17 protein-coding genes and 3 pseudogenes are annotated in these 19,538 nt (G+C 54.9%); 8 read left to right on the top strand and 12 right to left on the bottom strand.

Annotated elements, in window-relative coordinates:
- Nucleotides 1-115 precede the first annotated feature (115 nt).
- The 3 genes from ACR0B5_RS00155 to ACR0B5_RS00165 form a co-directional block, all read right to left on the bottom strand.
- Nucleotides 116-385, bottom strand: coding sequence for a potassium channel family protein (locus tag ACR0B5_RS00155; protein WP_475220604.1), 270 nt, complete (start codon nt 383-385; stop codon nt 116-118).
- Between the two features lie 140 nt (nt 386-525).
- A complete protein-coding gene (locus ACR0B5_RS00160; RefSeq protein ID WP_480537581.1) occupies nt 526-2,139 on the bottom strand; it encodes a mechanosensitive ion channel family protein in 1,614 nt (537 codons plus the stop codon).
- On the bottom strand, nt 2,136-3,461 hold the full coding sequence (locus ACR0B5_RS00165) for a mechanosensitive ion channel family protein (protein WP_480537583.1): 1,326 nt from the start codon (nt 3,459-3,461) through the stop codon (nt 2,136-2,138). Before ACR0B5_RS00165 ends, ACR0B5_RS00160 begins: the two co-directional genes overlap by 4 nt.
- 526 nt (nt 3,462-3,987) lie before the next feature.
- On the opposite strand from ACR0B5_RS00165, the pseudogene ACR0B5_RS00170 reads away from it, so the two are divergent.
- Nucleotides 3,988-4,371, top strand: a pseudogene (locus tag ACR0B5_RS00170) (DUF1254 domain-containing protein); the annotation flags it as partial.
- Nucleotides 4,372-4,818: 447 nt separating this feature from the next.
- Nucleotides 4,819-5,147: pseudogene (locus ACR0B5_RS00175) on the top strand (DUF1214 domain-containing protein).
- Nucleotides 5,148-5,372: 225 nt separating this feature from the next.
- Here the strand turns inward: ACR0B5_RS00175 and ACR0B5_RS00180 are convergent.
- From ACR0B5_RS00180 to ACR0B5_RS00200, 5 genes and pseudogenes are all read right to left on the bottom strand, one after another.
- Nucleotides 5,373-5,633: pseudogene (locus tag ACR0B5_RS00180) on the bottom strand (hypothetical protein).
- A gap of 794 nt (nt 5,634-6,427) precedes the next feature.
- On the bottom strand, nt 6,428-7,585 hold the full coding sequence (locus ACR0B5_RS00185; protein ID WP_480537585.1) for an adenylate/guanylate cyclase domain-containing protein: 1,158 nt from the start codon (nt 7,583-7,585) through the stop codon (nt 6,428-6,430).
- 111 nt (nt 7,586-7,696) lie between these two features.
- The gene (locus ACR0B5_RS00190; RefSeq protein ID WP_480537587.1) at nt 7,697-8,299 is read right to left on the bottom strand and encodes an NAD(P)H-dependent oxidoreductase; all 603 of its coding nucleotides are present in this window, start codon (nt 8,297-8,299) and stop codon (nt 7,697-7,699) included.
- Nucleotides 8,296-8,688: a nuclear transport factor 2 family protein gene (locus ACR0B5_RS00195; RefSeq protein WP_480537589.1), complete on the bottom strand. Its 393-nt coding sequence runs from the start codon at nt 8,686-8,688 to the stop codon at nt 8,296-8,298. Before ACR0B5_RS00195 ends, ACR0B5_RS00190 begins: the two co-directional genes overlap by 4 nt.
- Before the next feature lie 20 nt (nt 8,689-8,708).
- On the bottom strand, nt 8,709-9,203 hold the full coding sequence (locus ACR0B5_RS00200; protein ID WP_480537591.1) for a nuclear transport factor 2 family protein: 495 nt from the start codon (nt 9,201-9,203) through the stop codon (nt 8,709-8,711).
- 118 nt (nt 9,204-9,321) lie between these two features.
- Here ACR0B5_RS00200 and ACR0B5_RS00205 point away from each other — a divergent pair, with 118 nt between their 5' ends.
- The 5 genes from ACR0B5_RS00205 (at nt 9,322) to ACR0B5_RS00225 (ending at nt 13,499) form a co-directional block, all read left to right on the top strand.
- Nucleotides 9,322-10,218, top strand: a complete 897-nt coding sequence (locus ACR0B5_RS00205; protein ID WP_480537593.1) for a LysR family transcriptional regulator — start codon at nt 9,322-9,324, stop codon at nt 10,216-10,218.
- Between the two features lie 107 nt (nt 10,219-10,325).
- A complete protein-coding gene (locus ACR0B5_RS00210; RefSeq protein ID WP_480537595.1) occupies nt 10,326-11,156 on the top strand; it encodes a helix-turn-helix domain-containing protein in 831 nt (276 codons plus the stop codon).
- Between the two features lie 113 nt (nt 11,157-11,269).
- Entirely contained in the window at nt 11,270-12,223 is a 954-nt protein-coding gene (locus tag ACR0B5_RS00215; protein ID WP_480537597.1) for an alpha/beta hydrolase, read from the top strand.
- Nucleotides 12,224-12,283: 60 nt separating this feature from the next.
- Nucleotides 12,284-12,793, top strand: coding sequence for a nuclear transport factor 2 family protein (locus ACR0B5_RS00220; protein WP_480537599.1), 510 nt, complete (start codon nt 12,284-12,286; stop codon nt 12,791-12,793).
- Nucleotides 12,794-12,803: 10 nt separating this feature from the next.
- Nucleotides 12,804-13,499 (top strand): SDR family oxidoreductase, encoded by a 696-nt coding sequence (locus tag ACR0B5_RS00225; protein ID WP_480537601.1) that lies wholly within the window; start codon nt 12,804-12,806, stop codon nt 13,497-13,499.
- 2 nt (nt 13,500-13,501) lie between these two features.
- Here the strand turns inward: ACR0B5_RS00225 and ACR0B5_RS00230 are convergent, their stop codons facing one another.
- Entirely contained in the window at nt 13,502-14,338 is an 837-nt protein-coding gene (locus ACR0B5_RS00230) for a LysR family transcriptional regulator (protein WP_480537603.1), read from the bottom strand.
- A gap of 91 nt (nt 14,339-14,429) precedes the next feature.
- On the opposite strand from ACR0B5_RS00230, the gene ACR0B5_RS00235 reads away from it, so the two are divergent.
- The gene (locus tag ACR0B5_RS00235) at nt 14,430-15,425 is read left to right on the top strand and encodes a quinone oxidoreductase family protein (protein WP_480537605.1); all 996 of its coding nucleotides are present in this window, start codon (nt 14,430-14,432) and stop codon (nt 15,423-15,425) included.
- Between the two features lie 40 nt (nt 15,426-15,465).
- Here the strand turns inward: ACR0B5_RS00235 and ACR0B5_RS00240 are convergent, their stop codons facing one another.
- The 3 genes from ACR0B5_RS00240 to ACR0B5_RS00250 form a co-directional block, all read right to left on the bottom strand.
- On the bottom strand, nt 15,466-16,284 hold the full coding sequence (locus ACR0B5_RS00240; RefSeq protein WP_480537607.1) for a hypothetical protein: 819 nt from the start codon (nt 16,282-16,284) through the stop codon (nt 15,466-15,468).
- A gap of 68 nt (nt 16,285-16,352) precedes the next feature.
- A complete protein-coding gene (locus ACR0B5_RS00245; protein ID WP_480537609.1) occupies nt 16,353-18,017 on the bottom strand; it encodes a sulfatase-like hydrolase/transferase in 1,665 nt (554 codons plus the stop codon).
- Nucleotides 18,018-18,028: 11 nt separating this feature from the next.
- Complete coding sequence (locus ACR0B5_RS00250; RefSeq protein WP_480537611.1) at nt 18,029-19,264, bottom strand: DUF3179 domain-containing (seleno)protein; 1,236 nt, start codon at nt 19,262-19,264, stop codon at nt 18,029-18,031.
- Between the last annotated feature and the right edge of the window lie 274 nt (nt 19,265-19,538).

The raw sequence follows: 19,538 nt of genomic DNA on the forward strand, positions 1-19,538 counted from the left end.
GATTGGGGTGATGACCTATCGATTTGAAGACAAAAGTGAATCCGCAACACGGTTTGAAATGCGCAGACAATCTTATGCCTACGCACGAACTCGGTTGGACGAAACCAGGTGCAGTTTATTCGTCTGTTTTCTTGTCGTCTTGGGATAAGATTGTATCAGCCACGGTTGTCGCAGCAGTCACAAAAACGCCCAGCCCTACAATGATGTAAAACATTGTGAAGATTTTCCCCACTGCGGTTTCAGGTGAAAAATCACCAAAACCTACGGTCGAAATTGTAACGACAGAAAAGTAGATTGAGTCGAGCCAACTCCAACCTTCTACAAAGTGGTAAAAGACCGAGGCCCATAGAATCATTCCGACCGTGAAGGCCAGAAGGCCTTTCACTCTGCCATCCTTAAAGGCGGTTCGGATCCCTCTGGTGATTCTGGTAAGCGCGTTCATGAGACTACCTTAGCAACTAACACATAATTACATAGCAGTTTTAGAATTTATTATGAATCGCGTATCGCCGTTTGGTCAAAACTCTATTCAACTTCATGAGCAAGCCTGCCGTTCCATTCTTCTGTGGAAACTTTGGGTTCAGGCGGATCTGCTATGTATGACGGTGTCATGATCTGTGTTCCGTTTTCATTGAACACTTCGACTATGTTCTCGCGAAGATCGGACAAGATTTTGGGTAAGCTCGATCCACGCGACGTATAAGCATTGATCTCATAATTGATCGCGTAGTCAGCCAGTTGCGTCCAAAGGACAAAGGGCTCCGGCGACTTTTTCAAGCCTTGAGTTCGAAGCGCTGCCTCCACAAGCATAGCTTTGATTTTCTTCGGAGGCTCCTCGTATCCGATCCCGACTGAGGTGTGAACCAGCAGTCCTCGCCCATCCACTTTGCGCGAGTAATTCACAACCTCGGAATTTAACAATTGCGAGTTTGGAATACTAATCATCTCGTTTTTTATCGACTTGATGAGTGTTTCCATCAGCTTGATTTCGGTGACATCCCCTATCTTGTCGCCGACCTGAATGCGATCGCCAATGTTGGTACTGCGTCTGTAGATAACAAACAGGCCCGCCATCATATTTGAAACAACCGTGTTTGACCCGAGCGAAACCATGATACCTGCGAGAATGGTCAGACCCTGAAAAGCTCGTGAATCAGACCCTGGAATGTAAGGGTAAGCGAATACGAGCGCGATCACGATGATCAATGCCCTGACCAGCATTTTCGTAGGCGCAATCCAATGGTCTTCAAAGTCCTTGATCTTGAAAGCACCATTCTCGAGGTTTTCAAAGAATAGATCGATGCCACGAATGGCCATTCTTGTGACAGCGGCGATGATGGCGAGCATGATCAGGTTTGGAATGTAGCTCATAATTGCCAAGACAACGCTGATAAGCGGCTCACTGACGTACTTCAAAAGGATTTGAGCAATGCCCTGTGTTTCGGCGAAAGAAAGCAGGACCAGAGAAAGATAGTAGTAGAAGAAGAACAGAAAAAGGACCCACATCAAGATGTGAATTGAATAGACGATGATCGACGCGATAGCCCGGCTCCTTAAGATAGACTTGGTGGCTTGCTCGACGCCTTCTGCCCTCTTCTCCAAGATTTTTCTTATGTATTTCAATAGCTTTTTACGTTTTGCAAAAAACCCATACGAAGCCAAAGCAAAGATTAACGTCCAAGCAAATGCCGCCATGGCACTGCCCACTCTACCCTCATTGGACCGACCTTCTCGGTATTGGAGGATTGCCGCCTCGATCGCTTCGGATTGAAGCCCCGCAAGAACCTCAATTGCCATTTGTTCGTGTTCAGCATCCGCTTGCGTGGTGATCGTAACCATTTGTCCATCCGCGCGGATTAATTTTCCAAACTCGGCATCCGAAATCTGCATCTGGACCGTGTCGCGTTGAGACGCATCGGCGACCTGAGCAATTCGCTCTTCGATTTTTGCCGCCCTTTCAATGGCAGGCAACGCGCTCGATCCTCGAACCATGAACAACTCCGAGCCGTCGACAACAACAGGCGCTATGAACTCGGGATCGTCTCTTTCTTCGGGTGCAACGAGGATCTCCTCGGACTGGGCAAACGCGACATTGCACAAGAGAAGAAATGATACGAACCAAACTGAAAAAGCTCTCATGAGTTTGCTCCTTCCACAGGTATCAAGTGAACATCCCTTTGTGGGAACGGGATCGAAATACCTTCTTCGTCAAACCGCTCCTTTGCTTGCCCTGTTAGGTCCCAATAGACTGTCCAATAATCGTCTGATTTGGACCACGGTCGGCAAAAGATATTGACAGAGTTGTCACCCAACTCGCCCACAAAAACTTCTGGCTCCGGTGTCTTTAGACACAGCGCATGTTGGGCTACCAAGTCTTTCAGAACGTCAATTGCCTCGGCTGCGTTGTCCGAATAGGCGATGCCAAAAACCAGATCGACTCGACGTTCTTCAGATGCGCTCACATTGGTGATCACATCCCCCCAAATCTTGCTGTTTGGCACCACTATGATCTGGTTATCGAACGTTCTGATCTTGGTCGAAACAACTGACATCTCGTCCACGAAACCTGATGAACCCCCGACCTGAATATAGTCGCCTGTATCGAACGGCTTTAGAACCATGATCATCAGACCGCTTGCAAGGTTGCCCAAAGTTTCCTGCAAAGCGAAGCCGAGAATAAACGACAAACCGCCAAGCACCGCAAACAGCGGCGTGACGTTGACTCCGAAAAGAGCTAAGACGACGAGTATGCCAAGCACAAAGACAACCCAGTAAACCGTTGTGGCTATGAAGCGCTTGAGCATCCTGGAAATCGTCGGAATTTTGCCGAGGCCGCGTTCGGTGATCCGTCTCACCATTCTTGCGATAAACATCATGGCCCAGACAGCCAACAAAACGCCCAGGGCGGCCATCAGCACGCCAACGCCGCCATCCCAGGAAAACAGCCAAGTCCAGGCGTTCTGAAAAAGCGTTTGAAGATCGGTCGTCTTAAGAGCGCCTGCTTTCAATGCGAGAATATAGTCGGTATGAGGCTCGAGCTCTTCCGCCTTTGCTCCTTTCAAAGTCCAGGCTTCAAGCACCAGTCGGTAGTTGTTCAGAAAATCTGATCCAGATGCACTTAAGGAAGACAATTGGGACCGTAAGCTGGCCTCTTGCTCTCCGTTTGCTGACCGAAGCTGCAGGTTGATTTGTGCGACGTCTTCGAGTTGCGATCGCACGTAACCCTGCCAACTACCTGCGACGTCAGATAACTCTTCAGCCGTTAACGGGACGAGTAGGATTTCCAAGTCATCTGCAGGGATTGTTTTTTCAACCACCTCTTCCAACAAGTTGTTGTTTTCCAGCACAACAACTTCCTGCTCAGGTTCAGTGACTTGAGCGACAACAGGAAATCCATTCGACGACACCGCAACGCACCAAAGTAATAACCAGACCAGTCTAAATCTGCGCAGTCGTTTCATTTGAAGTCCCCTACTCCTATAGCGTTTGAGGAGAGCATAGGAGGACCCATCAAATCTAGACTTATGTTTATTTTTGCATGTTTAAGTGCTGGCAACAGCTGTGCTAGGCGCGCCTCGTAGTAGAAAATGGCGATCACTCCAATGAGCCGACTTTACTGCAATGCGAGAATAGAAAACTCATTTTTGCAGCCCTTCTAAGATCGACCAAAATGGGAAACTGGCTTCATCAGATGTGGACACTTTTGGAAAGATCTCCTCCATGATGCGCTAGAAAGACATCGCAATTGCGAAGGCACTTGCTTTCAGCCTAGCCGCTGCGACAACCGCCCAATCAAGTGAGTTCGATCTGGCGAATGCAACCGCTGCCGAGCGGATGACCTATCATCGAGCTATCGACGCAGCCGTTTGGGCAATGCCACTGATGAATTTCAAGCTTTATCGTGATGCACTTGCCAATGCAGGGGTTGGTCCCAATGACATTGGGTATAATTCAGAAGCCTAGGATTGGCGTTTCCAGACTGCAACACCGAATAACACGACGCCCTACTTCCACAGCCATTGGACTATCGAAGACGGCACGATCGTTTTTGAAATGCCTGCATCCGAAGAGGGTATCGGAATCTTCGGCACAATTGTGGAAGCGTGGCAACGCCCTCTGGACGACGTCGGTTCCAACGTTCGGGACCGCGGTTCAGGAGCAATGTATTTGCTGGTGCAGCAGGGGTACAACGGCCCTCTGCTTCCGAACGCTCTGGTCTATGAACAGGACACAAACTTTAGCTTTGCCGTGCTTCGTCCGATCCTTGCCGGCGGCGGCACCGAAGAAAACCTTATGAAAGCCACGGCGCTCACCAAAAAGATCAAGGTTTACCCGTTGTCTAAATCAGGCGGTGAGGTATCAACCCAATAAGTCGACGTTCATGGGGTGAACTTGGAAATGACGCGTGCCACGTAGGGCGGCATATAAGGCCATATCCATGAGATAATCGGTGAAGAAGTTGTGCTTGACCGTGACATTACAATGATGGACGCGCTCGCGCGGATTGGTATCAAACGAAATTAACCCTTTGAACCTAGTGCGGATACGCAAGCCATCTACGACGCCGCAGGATCAGAGGCGTTAGAGTACATGATCGATCAGTATCATCGTGCGCTGAATCCCTTTGTATTTGAAGGGAAACGTTGGTCCGCGCTGGTCCCGAACGGGTGGCGTTAGACTGATTGGAGTTGTGAGTACCCATCCTACTATGACTGCCATGCCCGCGGCGCACTGTACTCCGCGATCATCAACAGCATAAAAAACTACGGAACTTCAACGTACTATCTAGATCTTGCCGAAACGCCGGACCAGAAATAGCTGGACGGCGGCAGAAGCTACAAGTTGACTGTGCCTGCCAATGTTCCCGTTCGGGATTTCTGGTCGATAACCGCCTACGATCTGGTCACCGCGTCTTTTCTCCGGGACATAAATCCCAGCACCATAGATTCCGCCATGCCTGATGTTGAAGTGAACGATGACGGGTCAGTCGTATCTACTTCGGCCCAACCGCTCCAGAAGGCAAGGAGAGCAACTGGCTTCCAACTGATCCAGACCGCAGGTTTTTCTCGCTTGCACGCTTTTTCAGACCGGAGCTGAGCCTTCTCGATAATAGCTTCGAATTGAACGATAAGGGGCGGTTGGACTAGGTCCGTTTTGGGCTTCTTTCGGACATCATATAAAAATGAAAATTGAATGTCACGCTGACACCTATGCGTTGACGACAGCCTGAATTCACACCCTATCCGGATAAGGTTTTGCGAAAACATTTCGAGATCTTAATTCACCTTCTGCCCTGGCAGGTTGATTGTAGCAACGAATGCGTTTCTGTCCCAGTAAGGTACTTATCTATTCTATAGTCTTGGGGCGCCAGTTTAGTTTTCCAGCGCAAGCACTGCCCATGCCCACTCATGCACCTTGGAAAGAGGAAGTCCTTCGACAAATCTATACAGCCCTGCAAAGCCGCTTATAAATTCCCGTTCGGGAAGTGAAAATTTTGCGCACTAGTCCGCGTTGGCGGATGCGTTCGATGCTATCGGGCATGTCATGGTCGGGCCATAAATTGCCCGAAGATAGTCTCGTCCCCGTACCTTCATTGCGGGTTGGATTAGACCTTTGTCGCCAACAGGGCGAATGCGTTGGGTTTGAACACTAGCCCTTCACTTCCTGAGCCGGTTTGCTTCATCCACGAGTCAACGACCGCCTCGTGATCAGCTGCGTTTTCAGATCAATACGGTTACAGCGATTCGCTTGAAGTATCGGATCGGCGGCGGCCAATTTGTCCGGGGTTTCCATACGCTGAGTTGAAACAGTTGAATAAGCTCAAACTGTTGCCGCGCGATCCAACTCCATCGGGTTGCCACCAGAGAATTCGAAAAAGTGTGAGCGTCAATACTCTTGATCAGTTTTTGGTTTGTTTTTAAGGTACTGAGCAGTTCAGCACATGTGTTGCAGATTAGGAAAAGCGATCTCCAGAAACGCATCAATGAAGTGGGATTTGTCCTTCTCCAGATGCCGGTGGTCTTCTAGTATATACGGCGTCCTAGTTGCTAAACCTCTAACACAAAGCCGAAAATTCTATGTTGTTTCTGGCCACCTCCTACAGCCTATTTTTCGTCTTTGACACTCACAAGACTCGCATCTTACCCGGATAGCATTGAGGTTCGATGCCGACGGCTTTTAAGAAGAGTATAATATTCAAGAGGTTGGAAATCGCAAAGACTCGGTTTCAGACCGGACCCCACACTCAGAATCAATCATCTGTATTTTTTTCTAAATCCACGGGGATGTGTTCTATCAGCGCGCCTATCAGTTTCCTCCGACCGGTGTACATGTACAGGCGCACCTATCTGCTTTATGTAAAAGATGAATTCTCGCGATAAGTTCCACAAAAACAACCGCGCTAGGCGAATAGTTGGCTTCTAATGCGTCATGTTCCGATAGTAAAAGCCTCGATATTCTTCGGCAAGCCGCGGATAGAATGATAGCCAGCTGACTGTTTGCTACCATTCATGTGCTCTGCGACGCTCCGAGTCACCAGTATCTTTTCGTCCAGTTTCTTGCACAGTTCCTGAACGCGACTGGCCACGTTCACAGCCTGACCAACGACCGTAAAATCCAAGCGATCAGGGCTGCCGATATTGCCAAAGGTGACGCGACCGAAATCAATGCCGACGACGAACTCGATGGGCTCGTTTCCCTTTTCGGGGGCTGTCTCGTTGTAGTCGCGCAGGTTGGTCAGGGCGTGTTCTGCCGCCCGCACCGCAGATCGGCACGAGGCTTCTGCGTCATCATCAATGTTGAAAACGGCTAGTATGCCGTCCCCCATGAATTTGAGAACGTCACCGCCCTCTTCCTGGATGGGCGACACAACCATCTCGAAATACTTACCCATCATGGCAAGCAAATCGCCCTCGGACCAGGTTGAGGCCTTTTGGGTAAAGCCCCGCAGGTCCGCAAACAGGATTGCGGCAGAAACTGTTCTGTGTTCTCCGCGCTTTATGTGCCCCTGGTCAATTTCTTCGGCGGGGCCGTGCCCCAGATAGGTCCGAAGAAGGCTCTTTTGCGACTGGCGCATCGCAATGGGTTCCAAAGCCGCGGCAAGTGCGTATCGCGTGTCTTCGATGTAGCGGATATGCGCGTCCGAAAACCCAGTATCTGCGTTTGAAGTAAAGCTGGTGCCCTGAACCGAGCCGTTGCCGTGCTCCAGCGGGATGGCCAGAAAATCGGTGGCGCCTGCTTCGGCCAGCTCGGCATAGACCGGATGCTCTGCCAGAACGTCCGGATCGGTCAGGCGTTTGCGTAGTGGGCGCCGTTGGGTGACGACATATTCGAACGGGCTGCCGTGCCACGCGCTGGTGGATAAAACCGTGGTCGGTACGGTATAGCGGCGGGTTTCCTCGGGTGTCCAGATGATCCCCCAAGCGCTGAGCAAAGGGTTCGAATAATTCTGCGCGATCCTTGCGCGGGCGAGGGGGACGCCAAGCGCGGTCAATCCTTCGCAATAGCCTTTGACGATAAGCCTCTCGTCGCCCAACATGCGACCATCAGAAATCAACCAGTGGTTCAGGTGATCAGTCTCGGCCATCGTTGTCTCACACTCTTGTTCCGCGCTGATAGTCTACCTTTCATTGGGCATCGGAGAACCCGCGCTGGCTGAAAAACCTGTGTTTTCTGTCCAGCGCAGGATCGGTCGACCTCAGCTTACCGCCGCTGCCAGTGAGGGGTTGTCTTCCAATTGTTTGAGCAAACGGGCCTGTCTCACCTTGGGGTCCAATTCGGGATCGCTCAAATAGGCCAGCATATGGGGCACGTTCTCTTCAATCTGCTCTCGAGTTGCCAACGCCATGCCATGGGCCACGAAAGGCCTTAGATACGTCATTCCGGCCAGGTTCGCCGTCTGTTGGAACGGTTTCAGAAACTCGGCCATTGTAAAGTTGTTGTATCCGCCCGCGTGATAGCTGTGCTCGGGACCTCCGGTCGAGACAAGGATGAGGAACTCAAACCCTTTCAGTTGGTCACCGCCCGGCCCGTAGGCGAAACCATAGTTCAGCACCTGATCCATCCAGGCTTTCATGACCGGAGGTGCGGAATACCAGTAGAATGGAAACTGGAACACGATCCGGTCATGGGCCAGCAAGAGGGTCTGTTCGGCTTTGATGTCAAAGCGCATCTCACTGCCGCCAATGGCGGTCAGATCGCGGGTTGTCACGTCGGCGGCTTCTGAAAGTGCGTCAAACCAGGCGCGGTTGATGCGCGATTTGCTCAGGTCCGGATGGGCGGTGAGGACGAGGGTTTTCATGTATCTGCCTCTTGCAGGAATGTTGCGGAATAATGGGTGATCAGCGGGCGGCCATCGGGTCGGGTTTCAAAGCGCCAGTCTTCCTGAACGCAGGCTTCAATGTGCTCTCCCGCGACGGTCGTGGCGCGAAACAGAACTTCGAACTGGGCTGCGCCGGGTGTGATCTCGATCTTGCTAACGTGATGCTCGGTTGGACGTTGCAAGGTTTCAAGCAGGCCACGATACCAAGCCCGCACGCGATCATGCCCGCTGAGAGTGGCATCGACGCCAGGCATGTCCCAGTCCACATCTGGGTGGAGGTCAGGCAGGAACGCGTCGATCGGATCCAGCCTGTCGAACCGGGCAAACCAGTCGGCGATGAAACCGCGGATTTCGGGGTAATTGGTCACTTGAATCACCTGTTGATGGTTTACTTGGCCAGTCGCTCAGGGACCGGAGCCAACGAGTATTGGGACCAGAAAAACGTGTTTGCCGCGTCCTGATCGGCGGACAGGTTGGTTGCCTCGACGATCTTGCCATTCTCGATCCGATAGACGAGCGCCCAGGTCGTATCGACATTTGGTTTGCCATCGGCGTTCGACCAGCCACGGTGGATATCAACCACATGGGTCTCGTCGGCCCCGAAATAGATGGGTTCTGCCTGAAAACCAGCGGTGCCCAGTTGTTCGAAAAAGGCCAGAACTTCGTCCCGACCGGTCTTGGTTCCCGACAAGGGGTGGCGGCCCGGAACGTGCCATTTGACGTTCTCGTCCATCACGGCTGCGATACCGTCCAGATCACTGGCACCATAGGCGGCGAAGAAGTCTTGTACGACTTTAATATTGTCTTCGGGGGATGCGGCCATGGCGGTCTCTCCTGTGATCAGAGCAGCGGTGAGGGCAGCAACTTTGGTCAGAGTGTTCATCTTGTGTCCTCCTGAATACGATGACACGAAGATAATAATCCCGATAGGGCGTGATAATTCACCCTGTTGGCACTTCTTTCATGTATGATATCGAATAGTAAGTTTGTTCGGGAACTCTATGCGCCTGCCACTTGCCACGCTTGAAATCTTTACCGCCATCGCGCGCCACGGATCGCTGCGTGCTGCGGCCGAGGCGCTGGGTATCAAGCCATCGACCGTTAGCCATCAATTGAAAGCGTTGGAAGACCAGCTGGGCACTGCGCTCTTCATTCGGACAACGCGCTCAATCAGCCTGACCGAGGCCGGGCGCGCCCTGATCCGCGGCGCGGGGCCTGCCTTTGATCAACTCTCCGAGGCGGTCGAAAGCGCGCGCAGCACCGGTCACGCCGCGCAGGGCACTTTGAAACTGGCGATGCCGGAGTTTGCCTACCACCTTTACGTGGGTCCGATCCTCAAGAGTTTTTGCGCCGCGTATCCTGAGATCGAACTGGAATTGTCTTTAACCGATGCGCTGTCAGACATACTCGGCGAAGAGCTGCACGCTGGATTTCGTCTTGGGGATCGTGTGGCGCAGGACATGGTGGCAGTGCGGTTGACGCCGCCGCTTCCGGTGACCGTCGTCGCCAGCCCGGATTACCTGGCGGCTCGGGGCATCCCGAAAACGCCGCGTGATCTGCTGGGGCACACTTGTATCCGCTACAGGTTTCAATCCTCAGGCCAGATTGCCCCGTGGAGCTTTCAATCAAGCGAGGAGGAATATACAGTCGATGTGAAGGGCAATCTGATCGCGAACGCCCTTCCTGCAACCGTCGATCTGGCGAAAAGAGGGTTAGGGTTAGCCTATACTTTCAGAGCTTATGTCGCCCCACTGATTGATACCGGAGTTTTGACGCCAGTTCTTGAGGACCACTTGGGCCCAACCCCCGGTATTTTCATGTATTTCCCACGCGAGTATAAATCCATGATTCCTCTGAGGCTGTTCATCGACCACATAAAGCACCAGCATAGTGTTTGACCCTGCACGCGCAGGCCTCACATATCGAGCATTGCAAGCCGGAGCCGCTCATTGCCCCTAAGATACGCTGATATCTACCCTCAGAACCTTTGCTGAACAGTGATGAGATGCAGCGCCCGTCGGCGGCTGGTTTAATGTCTGTGCGGTATTTTCGGGCCGAACCTGATCGGATGCCGGAAGAGGTGTTTTCGGAACACCACGTCCTTCTGAACCTGCAGGAGAAGGGACATCGCGTGCAAAACTGGCGGGACGGCACGCTGCGGGATTTCACCTTTTGCAAAGATGAAGTCATCGTGACCCCGGCAGGTATGCGGTCAGGCTGGCGGTGGTACGGGCAGTCCGATGTGATCGTAGTCACCTTGCATCCGGACAAGGTCCAGCACTTTGCGCAGTCGGAACTCGGTATGCTTCTGGCGCCGGAGCAGTTTCACGACCAACCGCAGTTTTCCGATCCTGACCTGTGTGCCGCAGGTGTCATTCTGCGCGATGCGCTGGCAACGGATGACATGTCCTCAGCTGTGATGTTTGAAGCCATGAGCAGGGTGTTTCTCGTCAAACTGCTCCAGAAAAACGGCAAACGCCGTACCGAAGAGGTCGAGTTGTCCGCGCGCTTTACTTCTCAGCACTATCAACGGGTGCTGGCCTACGTGCAGGACCGTTTGGACCAGACGATCACGGTCGATCAACTGGCCTCTGAGGCGGGCATGAGCCCTTCGCATTTTGCGCGGGTTTTCAAGGAAACGCTGGGTTCGACCCCCATGCAATATGTCATGGCCTACCGGGTCGAGCAGGCGATGAAGATGATCGAAGACCCCACGCGCCCTCTGGGTGATATCGCTTTGGCCTGTGGATTTTCGGATCAGGCGCATTTCACGCGCAGTTTCAAACAGGTGGTAGGGCAGACCCCGCGCGCGTTCCGCGCAGCAAATGCCGTCTAAAGCAGGATCTTTCAAAAACGCGGCAGTCCGGTGCAAGTATCCCTGCTGACCGCAGCATATCTCTGGTGTCATCGGGCTTGTGCCCATCCAGACAGATTTTGGGAGATATCGCTATGAATACCCTCGCTCTGAACACCGCCGCAGCGCTTATGGCTTCGACAGCCGCTGTTGCGCAGGTCGAAACCCGCACCGTTACCTTCGAGAACGAAGGCGCTATGCTGTCCGGCACGCTGTACCTGCCGGAAGAGCGCGGAGCCGAGCCTCTGCCGACTGTCGTCGTGACCGGGGCCTGGACCTCTGTTCAGGAACAGATGCCCGCAAACTATGCCCGAGAAATGGCCGAGCGCGGCTTTGCTGCCTTCACCTTTGATTTCCGCGGTTGGGGCAAATCGGGCGATCTGCCGAACAACGTACGCTTCGTTGAAAGCCCCGAGGCCAAGACATCGGACATCAAAGCGGCCATCGCATTCGTTGCGACCCTGCCCGAAGTAGATGCCGACCACATCAACGGTCTGGGGATCTGCGCCTCGGCCGGGTACATGGTCGATGCGGTCTCTGGCAATCCGCTGGTTCAGCGGCTGGGTCTGGTTGCACCGTGGTTGCAGAACGAAGAGATCGTCGAAGCGGTCTATGGCGGCGCAGAAGGTGTCGCCGGGCTGATCGAGGTGTCCCACGCTGCCGAGGCCGCAGGTGGTCAGATCATCCCCGCCGCAGGCCCCGAGGGTGCCGAGGGCGTGCTGATGCCGATCGGCGGATACTACTATGAGGCCGACCGGGGCGGGATCCCGGAGTATGACGACAAGTGGAACAATGCGGGCTGGGAAGGATGGTTGACCTATCACCCCGCCGACAATCCGCAGCGTTTGGATAAACCACTGGCCATTGTGCACTCGGAAAGCGCTGCGATCCCACAGGGTGTTCAGACCTTCCTTGCCGGTTTCGCAGGCGATGCAACTGCGCAGTGGCTTGAGGAAGTCACGCAGTTCGACTTCTACGACAACCCCGAGGATGTCACCCGCGCGGCCGATACCGTCGCTGACCATTTTCGCGCCGGTTCGAGCAACTAAGCCCTGTTAGGACGCCGAGCAATCGTTTGGCTTCCACCCTCAACTATTCGGAGCATTCTTATGCGTAGAAAACTCACATCGACCCTTGCGGCCGTCTCAATGATCGGAACCGCAGCGTTTGCCGAGCAGAAAGCCGATATCTCGACCGCAATCACCGATATCGCGGCAGGTGCTGACCGCCACGACTGGACCCGCGTGCGCGGCGCGTTTTCCGATACCGTCACGACGGATTATACCAGCCTCTGGGGCGGAGACCCGGTCACACAACCCGCCGACGAGCTTGTGGCGAGCTGGTCCGCCTTTATTCCTGGTTTCGACGCTACGCACCATATGGTGACCAATCACACCATCACCTCCCTGTCCGATACATCCGCCACGGCACAGGCTGATTTCACAGCAACCCATCGTTTTGATGATGGTCTGTGGGTGCTGGGTGGCCGCTATGACTATGAGCTTGAGAAATCAGACGACCGTTGGGTTGTCACATCCATGACCATGACGGCAATCTGGGAATCCGGTGACCGTGGGCTTGTGGCTCTTGCCGGCCAGCGCGCTGCCGAGGCGAATTGAAGGAGGGATCATGACCAGTCAGCGCATCGCACTCGTGACCGGAGCCAACCGCGGTATTGGGAAAGAAGTCTCCCGCCAATTGGCCCGAGACCATGGGATGAAAGTTCTGATGGGTGCGCGCGACTTGGCAAAAGGGCAGGCTGCTGTGGATGAGATCGGATATGGGGCGGAAGCCTTGCAACTGGATGTCTCTAGTCCGGACTCTGTCGCGGCCGCCTTCTTCTTGATGGTTGAATCGGCCTATGGCCGCCTTGATGTTTTGGTGAACAACGCTGGTGTGGACTACGACACCGACCAACAGGTCCACCTCGCCGATTTGGACCGGGTGCGTCGCGCGTTTGATACGAACCTTTTCGGCCCGTGGGAGACCACGATTGCGGCGGTGCCACTGCTAAAACAAGGCACGGAAGCCCGGATCGTCAACGTGTCCTCTGGGGCGGGGTCGCTGACCAGCATGTCGGCCGGAACGCCTGGCTATGGCGTATCCAAAGCTGCTCTGAACGCGCTGACGCTCAAGACCGCTGCCGCGTTGAAACCTCAGGGCATTCTCGTCAACGCCCTGTGTCCCGGTTGGGTTGCCACGGATATGGGGGGCGGGGGACGTCCGATTTCCGAGGGTGCCAGGGGCGTTGTCTGGGCAGCGACCTTACCGAAAGGTGGCCCGACCGGAGGGTTCTTTCGCGATGGCGTCGCAATTGATTGGTAGGTTCAGCCGGGCGTCATGAAATCAATCAGCTTCCTGACCCGCGCGGGCAACAGGCGGCGGCCGGGATAGACGGCGAACATGTCCCGTGTCATTGGTTGGGCATCCGTGACCTCAAGCCGTTGCAGTTCGCCGTTTACCATATCTGAAGGCAGCATCGCGACACCCAGGTTGCGACGGGCCGCCTGCGCAATGACATCAAGGTCGGTCAAACTGTGGGCGATGTGCTTCGGGTGCAGTGTTTCCCCGCTCTCCAGCGCCCAGGGTTGGCCAGCATTCAGGGCGGGCAAAGCAAGAAAGTCTGGTCTGGAAATCGACCTGTCCAACCCGCGCGTTCGAATGAAGCCCTGTCCTGCGCAAAAGCAGTAGGGAACGGACCAAAGCCGTTTCGCGACAAGGCTGGAATCCGTCAAGGGGCCGAGGCGGAAGGCCAGATCGATATTGTCGCGAAAGAAGTCCAGCATGACGTTGGTTGTGGTCATCTCAAACGCCACATCCGGATTTTGTGTCGCAAAATCCAACAACCGAGGTCCAATGGTCGTGCGCGCGGCCAGCGGAGGTGCCGTGATGCGGATGCTATGGCGTCTCGTGTCGTCGGTAAAACCTGCGATACCTTGCAGAGCCTCGATCGGGTCCTGACATCGATCCAGAAGGCGGCGGCCTTCTTCCGTTAGGCGCACCTGCCGCGTCGTTCGCTCAAACAGTTTGGTGCCAAGATGGTCCTCCAACTCGGCAATCCTTCGGCTGACACGGCTGAGCGGGATCCCCAGACGCCCCGCAGCTTTGGAAAAGCTGAGATGGTTTGCGACGACGGTAAACAGGGCAAGGTCGTTGTAGATCATTATTCTATTTTTGGGATTATTTCTCCTGATATCAACCATTATCATTCGATAGCGTGACCTCTACCTTCTGCGCAACAGAAGGAGACAGCTCATGCCTTTCGCTATTGAAATCACCCAGACCGGCAAACCAGATGTTTTGCGCGAAACAAACCGTGCGACCCCAACCCCCAATGCCGGGGAATTTCTGATCCGCAACAAAGCCGCGGCAGTCAATTTCATCGACACGATCATTCGTCGCGGTGGAATGCCCGAGGGGATGATGCCCGAGCTACCTCATGTACCCGGGGTTGAGGGGGCCGGAGTGGTTGAGGCGCTGGGCGAGGGGCTCGAAGGATTCTCTGTCGGGGACCGCGTGGCGTGGATGGGACCGATTGGTGCCGGTGGATACGGCAACCATTCGGTGATCGCTGCGCCCTATGTCTCCCGGTTGGCCGATACTGTCGAGTTCGAAACCGCAGCCGCAATCCCCGTCAATGGTATGACCGCCTACCATATGCTGGTCAATCTGGGCGGCGCGGCAGCTGGCAAATCTGTTCTGGTTCACGCGGCAGCCGGGGGTGTTGGCACCATGGCCCTGCACATCGCAAAGCATCTTGGCATGACAGTGATCGCTTCGACCAGCACCGACAAGGTAGGGTATGCGAAGGATCAAGGTGCCGATCACGTCATTGACTATCGCACCGAGGATGTCACCGAGCGGGTGCTGGACCTCACCGAAGGGCGCGGCGTGGATCTGACGCTGAACCCGATCTCGGGTGAAACCCTCAAATCAGACCTCGACGTTCTGGTGCCTTTGGGCACGGCAGTTCTGTTCGGGTTCCTTGCCGGTCCGCCCGCAGGCAATTTTGCCGAGGATTTGGCGAAGCACCTTCAGAAGTCGATCTCGGTCCGGGTGAGCGACATATACACCTATTTCGTCAACCACCCAGATCAGTTCAGCGCAGATATGGCAGCGGTGTTTGAATTGTTGCAAGCGGGTGTTCTGCGCCCACAGGTGACCGTCCTACCCGTTGCCCAAGCCGCCGAGGCGCACCGTCGTTTGGAAGCCGGTGAAACCACCGGCAAACTGGTTCTAAGCATAGAGTGATCAAGCCCGGCAAGAACGAGGCACGGCAAGGCGGTTGGATCTAGTTGAAAAAGACCTTTAGCCCCACATAGGGCCCTTGCTGCGTGACATCATAGGCGAAGGGGCCGGTTGACGTTGAATCACTGTAGTCGACGCTGAAATATCTGTAGCCAAAGGTGATCGCTGTGCGATCCCACGGCTGGTAGTCAAAGCCGATATTTGCGCCGACTTGGAGATCGTTGCCTCCCGCCCCGAACCCTCCAAGTTCCAGCGACGCAATGGTGGTCCACCGGTCGTTGAGACGCCACATGCCCCGGGCACCCACGACGGGCTCAATCCAGCCTTCATCACCGCCTTGGGTCGGTGGATTGGTTGGACCCGGGGTTGTGAACCTGATTTCCTGCCGGATCGAGTTGTAGCGAATGCCGCCTTGCAGATCGACGGTGTAGCGCTGGTTGTTGGCACCATAAGTTCCATCCGCCACGCGGTAAGCACCCATGACCGCAAACCATTTCTGGCGCACATCTACATCCACCGCAGTGGCAGCAGGGCCGGAGAGGGTGGTGTCCTCTCCGATACCTACATAATTGGCATCAACGATGATCCCAAAATCCCCGTTCCAGGCCTCATACCGCCCGGCCGCTGCGAAATCGAGAACATCCAGCACGTCGCCAAGATCGAGGTCGATATCGGCTGAAACGCCCGAGACGGTTGACGTTCCATGCGTGCGGAGCGGGGTGAACAGGTAAAAGCCAAGAGTGTGTCGCCAGCCCTCTTCGGTCTGACCCGGTGCAGGCAGGGACTGAGCGTATGCTGCGCTCGACAATAGACAGGACAGGGCCGTGGCGCCCGCTATCGCGGCAGTGGATCTGATTGCCATAGGTGAATCTCCTTACTTTCAAATTTCGCGACGACCTTGCTTCAAGGCGTCAGTGTCCGGATATACGATCATCTGCCAACAGAAGACTGTTTGAGCAGGAATGCCTCGACAGCGGCTTCGGTTTCAGGTCGCAGGTTTTCGATGCCTTCATAGGGAACACCACGGGCTGGTTCGATGTCTGGATACTTTTCCTTGCGTTTTAGATGACGCCCCAGAATGCGGACAAACTCTTGCCCGCCCCAAGCTCCAACCTCGGTCGACACCGGGTATTTTTCGTGGGTATCGCGGTAAACATCGAAGAAATCGGCTAGAATCGCGCTCTCTCCGGCTCCGGGAATGCGCAGCTTTAGTTGATCCTTGATGACCGCGCGGGGTGTGTGGACGGAATAGACGATCAGATGATCGCGCCGTCCTTTTGTCTCGCCCAACAGCAGCAGCGAGGATTGGTCGACCCCGTCCACCAACCGATCCCGAGGAATACCGCTCTCGGCCCCGGCGAACCGCGCGAGCGTGGTATAGAGATCCGAGACGTGGACGATATCTCCGACGATGCCGTCGGCCTCGATCATACCGGGCCAGCGGATGAAGCTGTCGACCCGAATGCCGCCCTCGGACACATCACCCTTGCCACCGGCGAAAACCATCGGGGTGAAACCTGATTGCGGCGAATACTTGGTGAAATGGCCGTTGTCGCCCATCACAATGACAATGGTGTTGTCGGCCAGGCCAAGCGCCTCCATCTCGTTGAAGATATCGCCCAGCCAGCTGTCGAGCTGCTGCATCTTGTCGACATAGAGCCCTCCGTTCGGCGATTGCGGCCCCGAACGACCTGCGCGCGTGTTATCCAGCGGAATGAGTGGCCAATATTGCAGGAAGAAAGGCGCGTCCCCGCCAGCCAGCTCGCGCATTTTTTCAAGCGTCTGATCCTGATAGCGCTGGTTCATTTCGTCATATTTTTCGGCGGTCCAGCGCTCGCCCGCGGTCATGTCAACTTCGCGCGCAAGACCACCGCGTTCAGCTTCAAGACCGGTGACCATAGCGGCGGGGTCGGGGCGAAAGAAGTCGTCGAGTACGAAACGGTCATCGAAATCCGCTATCCCGACCGAGACCTGTTCCTTGATCGCATCATCGTTATAGATTGTCAGTTGGCCCTGCTGGTGAACCGGGAACCCCGCCCAATCGAAGCCTTGGTTATGGGGCCAGGCCTCGGGGATGTCGCCCATGTGCCACTTACCCACATGCACCGTCGCATAGCCCGCATCCGACAGAATTTCGGCCAAGGTGACTTCGTCTGCGGGCAGGCCGAACCCGGCGATATCCACGGTGGTGTCGCCCATGCCCATCCGAACTGGAAGCCGCCCGGTCATCATCGCAACCCGTGTGGGTGTGCAGGAGGGTTCGGTATACATGCGCACCATTCGCATCGCTTCGTCCGAGAAGGCGTTGATATGGGGCGTGGAATAGCCGCGCACTGCGTTGAGTTCCGGAATACCCAGATCGCCAAAGCCGATATCGTCAATCAGGATATTGATGATGTTGGGTGGCTTGCCGTCGTTCGAGTTTCGGAAGTCTTCGAGCAACTGATCAACCTCGGCATTGTCCGCGGCCCATTGTTCGGCATTCTGCGCTTCGAGGATGTAGTACTCGGCATCATGGATGATCGGCGCGTCCTGAGCGGTTGAGATCGTGGCCGATAGACAGAGCAGCACCGACAGGCTGGATAGGGTTTTCATTTCAACAATCCTCATTCGCTTTGGGCGGGGGTCTGGCGGGGGTCAGGTGTGGTGTGGGGCGGGCCGGAGCGGTTGATATCCGTGCCGGGGAAGAACTCGACCCAGACATGCCAGAACATGCCCGATCGAAGGGTTTCAACGCGGGTCAGTTGGCCGCAATCCGCGTGTCCGAAGAAATCGACATGGGTGATGGGCGCGCCGCTGTCATTGTACCAGACGCCAACGCTTTCATAGATTGGGTCGTAGGAAACCACGACGTCACGCCCGCCAACCGTGGCGTTGATCAGCCCTTTATTTTCAGCCAGGAAATCATCGGTCCAGCAAACTGCGTCGTCACCGATCGTGATGCCCCAGACATAGGTTTTGTTGGGCAGACGGTTGTCGCTGTGGCTCATGTTGTCCATGACGGGCGCTTCTTCTTGGTGCTGCTTGGCGATGCCCGAGGAGAAAACCGTTTCAGTAAAGGTGTCGAACAACCTGAGAAGCGGGTTCGAGGAGGGCTTGTTCAGAAAGACCTCACCATCTGGATAGGCCTTCTGAAACCCGCGAAAGCTCATCCGAAAAGTGGGCCATGGCTGCATCGCTGCTGTTTTCGAGGCGTCGCTGTCGAAGCGGCCATAGATCTGCTGGATCGGCTCTCCGGTGGTGTTGTCGCGTAGGATCAAGTTGTTGCCGTGCTGGGCCATCACTTCAAGATCCAGACGTTTGCCGTGGATCTCGGGTTTGTAGGCCTGCCCCAGATTGGCCATGGCGCAATAGGTCATGACGATGTCGTCGCCACCCAACCCCTTATCGTTTCCGGCCAGATGAGGGCGCATCAGCTGGGCGTCGGAGTGCGCCCGCGCGTGGCCGTTGTTTTCAATCACCAGAACACTGGCGGATGGGTTGATGAATTGCTGCGCTTCGGAGATCGGATAGTAGCGGGCGGTGTTTTGCTGGTTGCGCAGGCCGATATGGACCCAAACCCATGGAAACACGAACAGGAATGTGATCACCAGTGTCACCGCGGGCACGCCGAGGAAAAACAGCCAGCCGGGACCGCCACCAAGAAAATGCCCGACAAGCATCAGCGCAAGCCCAGCGAATCCGGCGGCAAGATAGGTGTTCTCATTCCGGATAAAGCGGATCATGTTATTGCGCTTGACCTTCAGCACCATCTGGCTGACGTCACCGAGATCACGGAAATACATGAACCCGATGGTCAACGACACGAGGAGCCCGACGTAGAAGAGAAGATTGGCCAACATTTGAATCGCCTTTTTGCGTCTTGATTAGCCCTCGGGTGGGGTCGAATGGGACGAAAGGTAAGTTTTGATTTCGTCCTCAAGCCCTCGGAGGCTGTCGATAAGATCAGAATTTCTTGGGTCACTTGCATCGCAGGGAAGAAGAGCAGCCAGGCTTTCAAAGTCAGCGCAGATTTGCGCAAAGACCGTGTCTGAGCTTCGCAGGCGCCGGATGTCATTCGCCTGATCAGGAAAGTGTATCGACAAGCAAGTCATCATAAGCCTCACGGTGTCTGAA

The sequence above is a fragment of the Ruegeria sp. AG1 genome (assembly GCF_056541705.1).

Excerpts from the sequence above, each read along its gene's own strand:
- ACR0B5_RS00160 (WP_480537581.1), bottom strand. The coding sequence starts at position 2,139 with ATGAGAGCTTTTTCAGTTTGGTTCGTATCATTTCTTCTCTTGTGCAAT.
- ACR0B5_RS00165 (WP_480537583.1), bottom strand. The coding sequence starts at position 3,461 with ATGAAACGACTGCGCAGATTTAGACTGGTCTGGTTATTACTTTGGTGC.
- ACR0B5_RS00185 (WP_480537585.1), bottom strand. The coding sequence starts at position 7,585 with ATGGCCGAGACTGATCACCTGAACCACTGGTTGATTTCTGATGGTCGC.
- ACR0B5_RS00190 (WP_480537587.1), bottom strand. The coding sequence starts at position 8,299 with ATGAAAACCCTCGTCCTCACCGCCCATCCGGACCTGAGCAAATCGCGC.
- ACR0B5_RS00200 (WP_480537591.1), bottom strand. The coding sequence starts at position 9,203 with ATGAACACTCTGACCAAAGTTGCTGCCCTCACCGCTGCTCTGATCACA.
- ACR0B5_RS00205 (WP_480537593.1), top strand. The coding sequence starts at position 9,322 with ATGCGCCTGCCACTTGCCACGCTTGAAATCTTTACCGCCATCGCGCGC.
- ACR0B5_RS00210 (WP_480537595.1), top strand. The coding sequence starts at position 10,326 with ATGCAGCGCCCGTCGGCGGCTGGTTTAATGTCTGTGCGGTATTTTCGG.
- ACR0B5_RS00215 (WP_480537597.1), top strand. The coding sequence starts at position 11,270 with ATGAATACCCTCGCTCTGAACACCGCCGCAGCGCTTATGGCTTCGACA.
- ACR0B5_RS00220 (WP_480537599.1), top strand. The coding sequence starts at position 12,284 with ATGCGTAGAAAACTCACATCGACCCTTGCGGCCGTCTCAATGATCGGA.
- ACR0B5_RS00225 (WP_480537601.1), top strand. The coding sequence starts at position 12,804 with ATGACCAGTCAGCGCATCGCACTCGTGACCGGAGCCAACCGCGGTATT.
- ACR0B5_RS00230 (WP_480537603.1), bottom strand. The coding sequence starts at position 14,338 with ATGATCTACAACGACCTTGCCCTGTTTACCGTCGTCGCAAACCATCTC.
- ACR0B5_RS00235 (WP_480537605.1), top strand. The coding sequence starts at position 14,430 with ATGCCTTTCGCTATTGAAATCACCCAGACCGGCAAACCAGATGTTTTG.
- ACR0B5_RS00240 (WP_480537607.1), bottom strand. The coding sequence starts at position 16,284 with ATGGCAATCAGATCCACTGCCGCGATAGCGGGCGCCACGGCCCTGTCC.
- ACR0B5_RS00245 (WP_480537609.1), bottom strand. The coding sequence starts at position 18,017 with ATGAAAACCCTATCCAGCCTGTCGGTGCTGCTCTGTCTATCGGCCACG.
- ACR0B5_RS00250 (WP_480537611.1), bottom strand. The coding sequence starts at position 19,264 with ATGTTGGCCAATCTTCTCTTCTACGTCGGGCTCCTCGTGTCGTTGACC.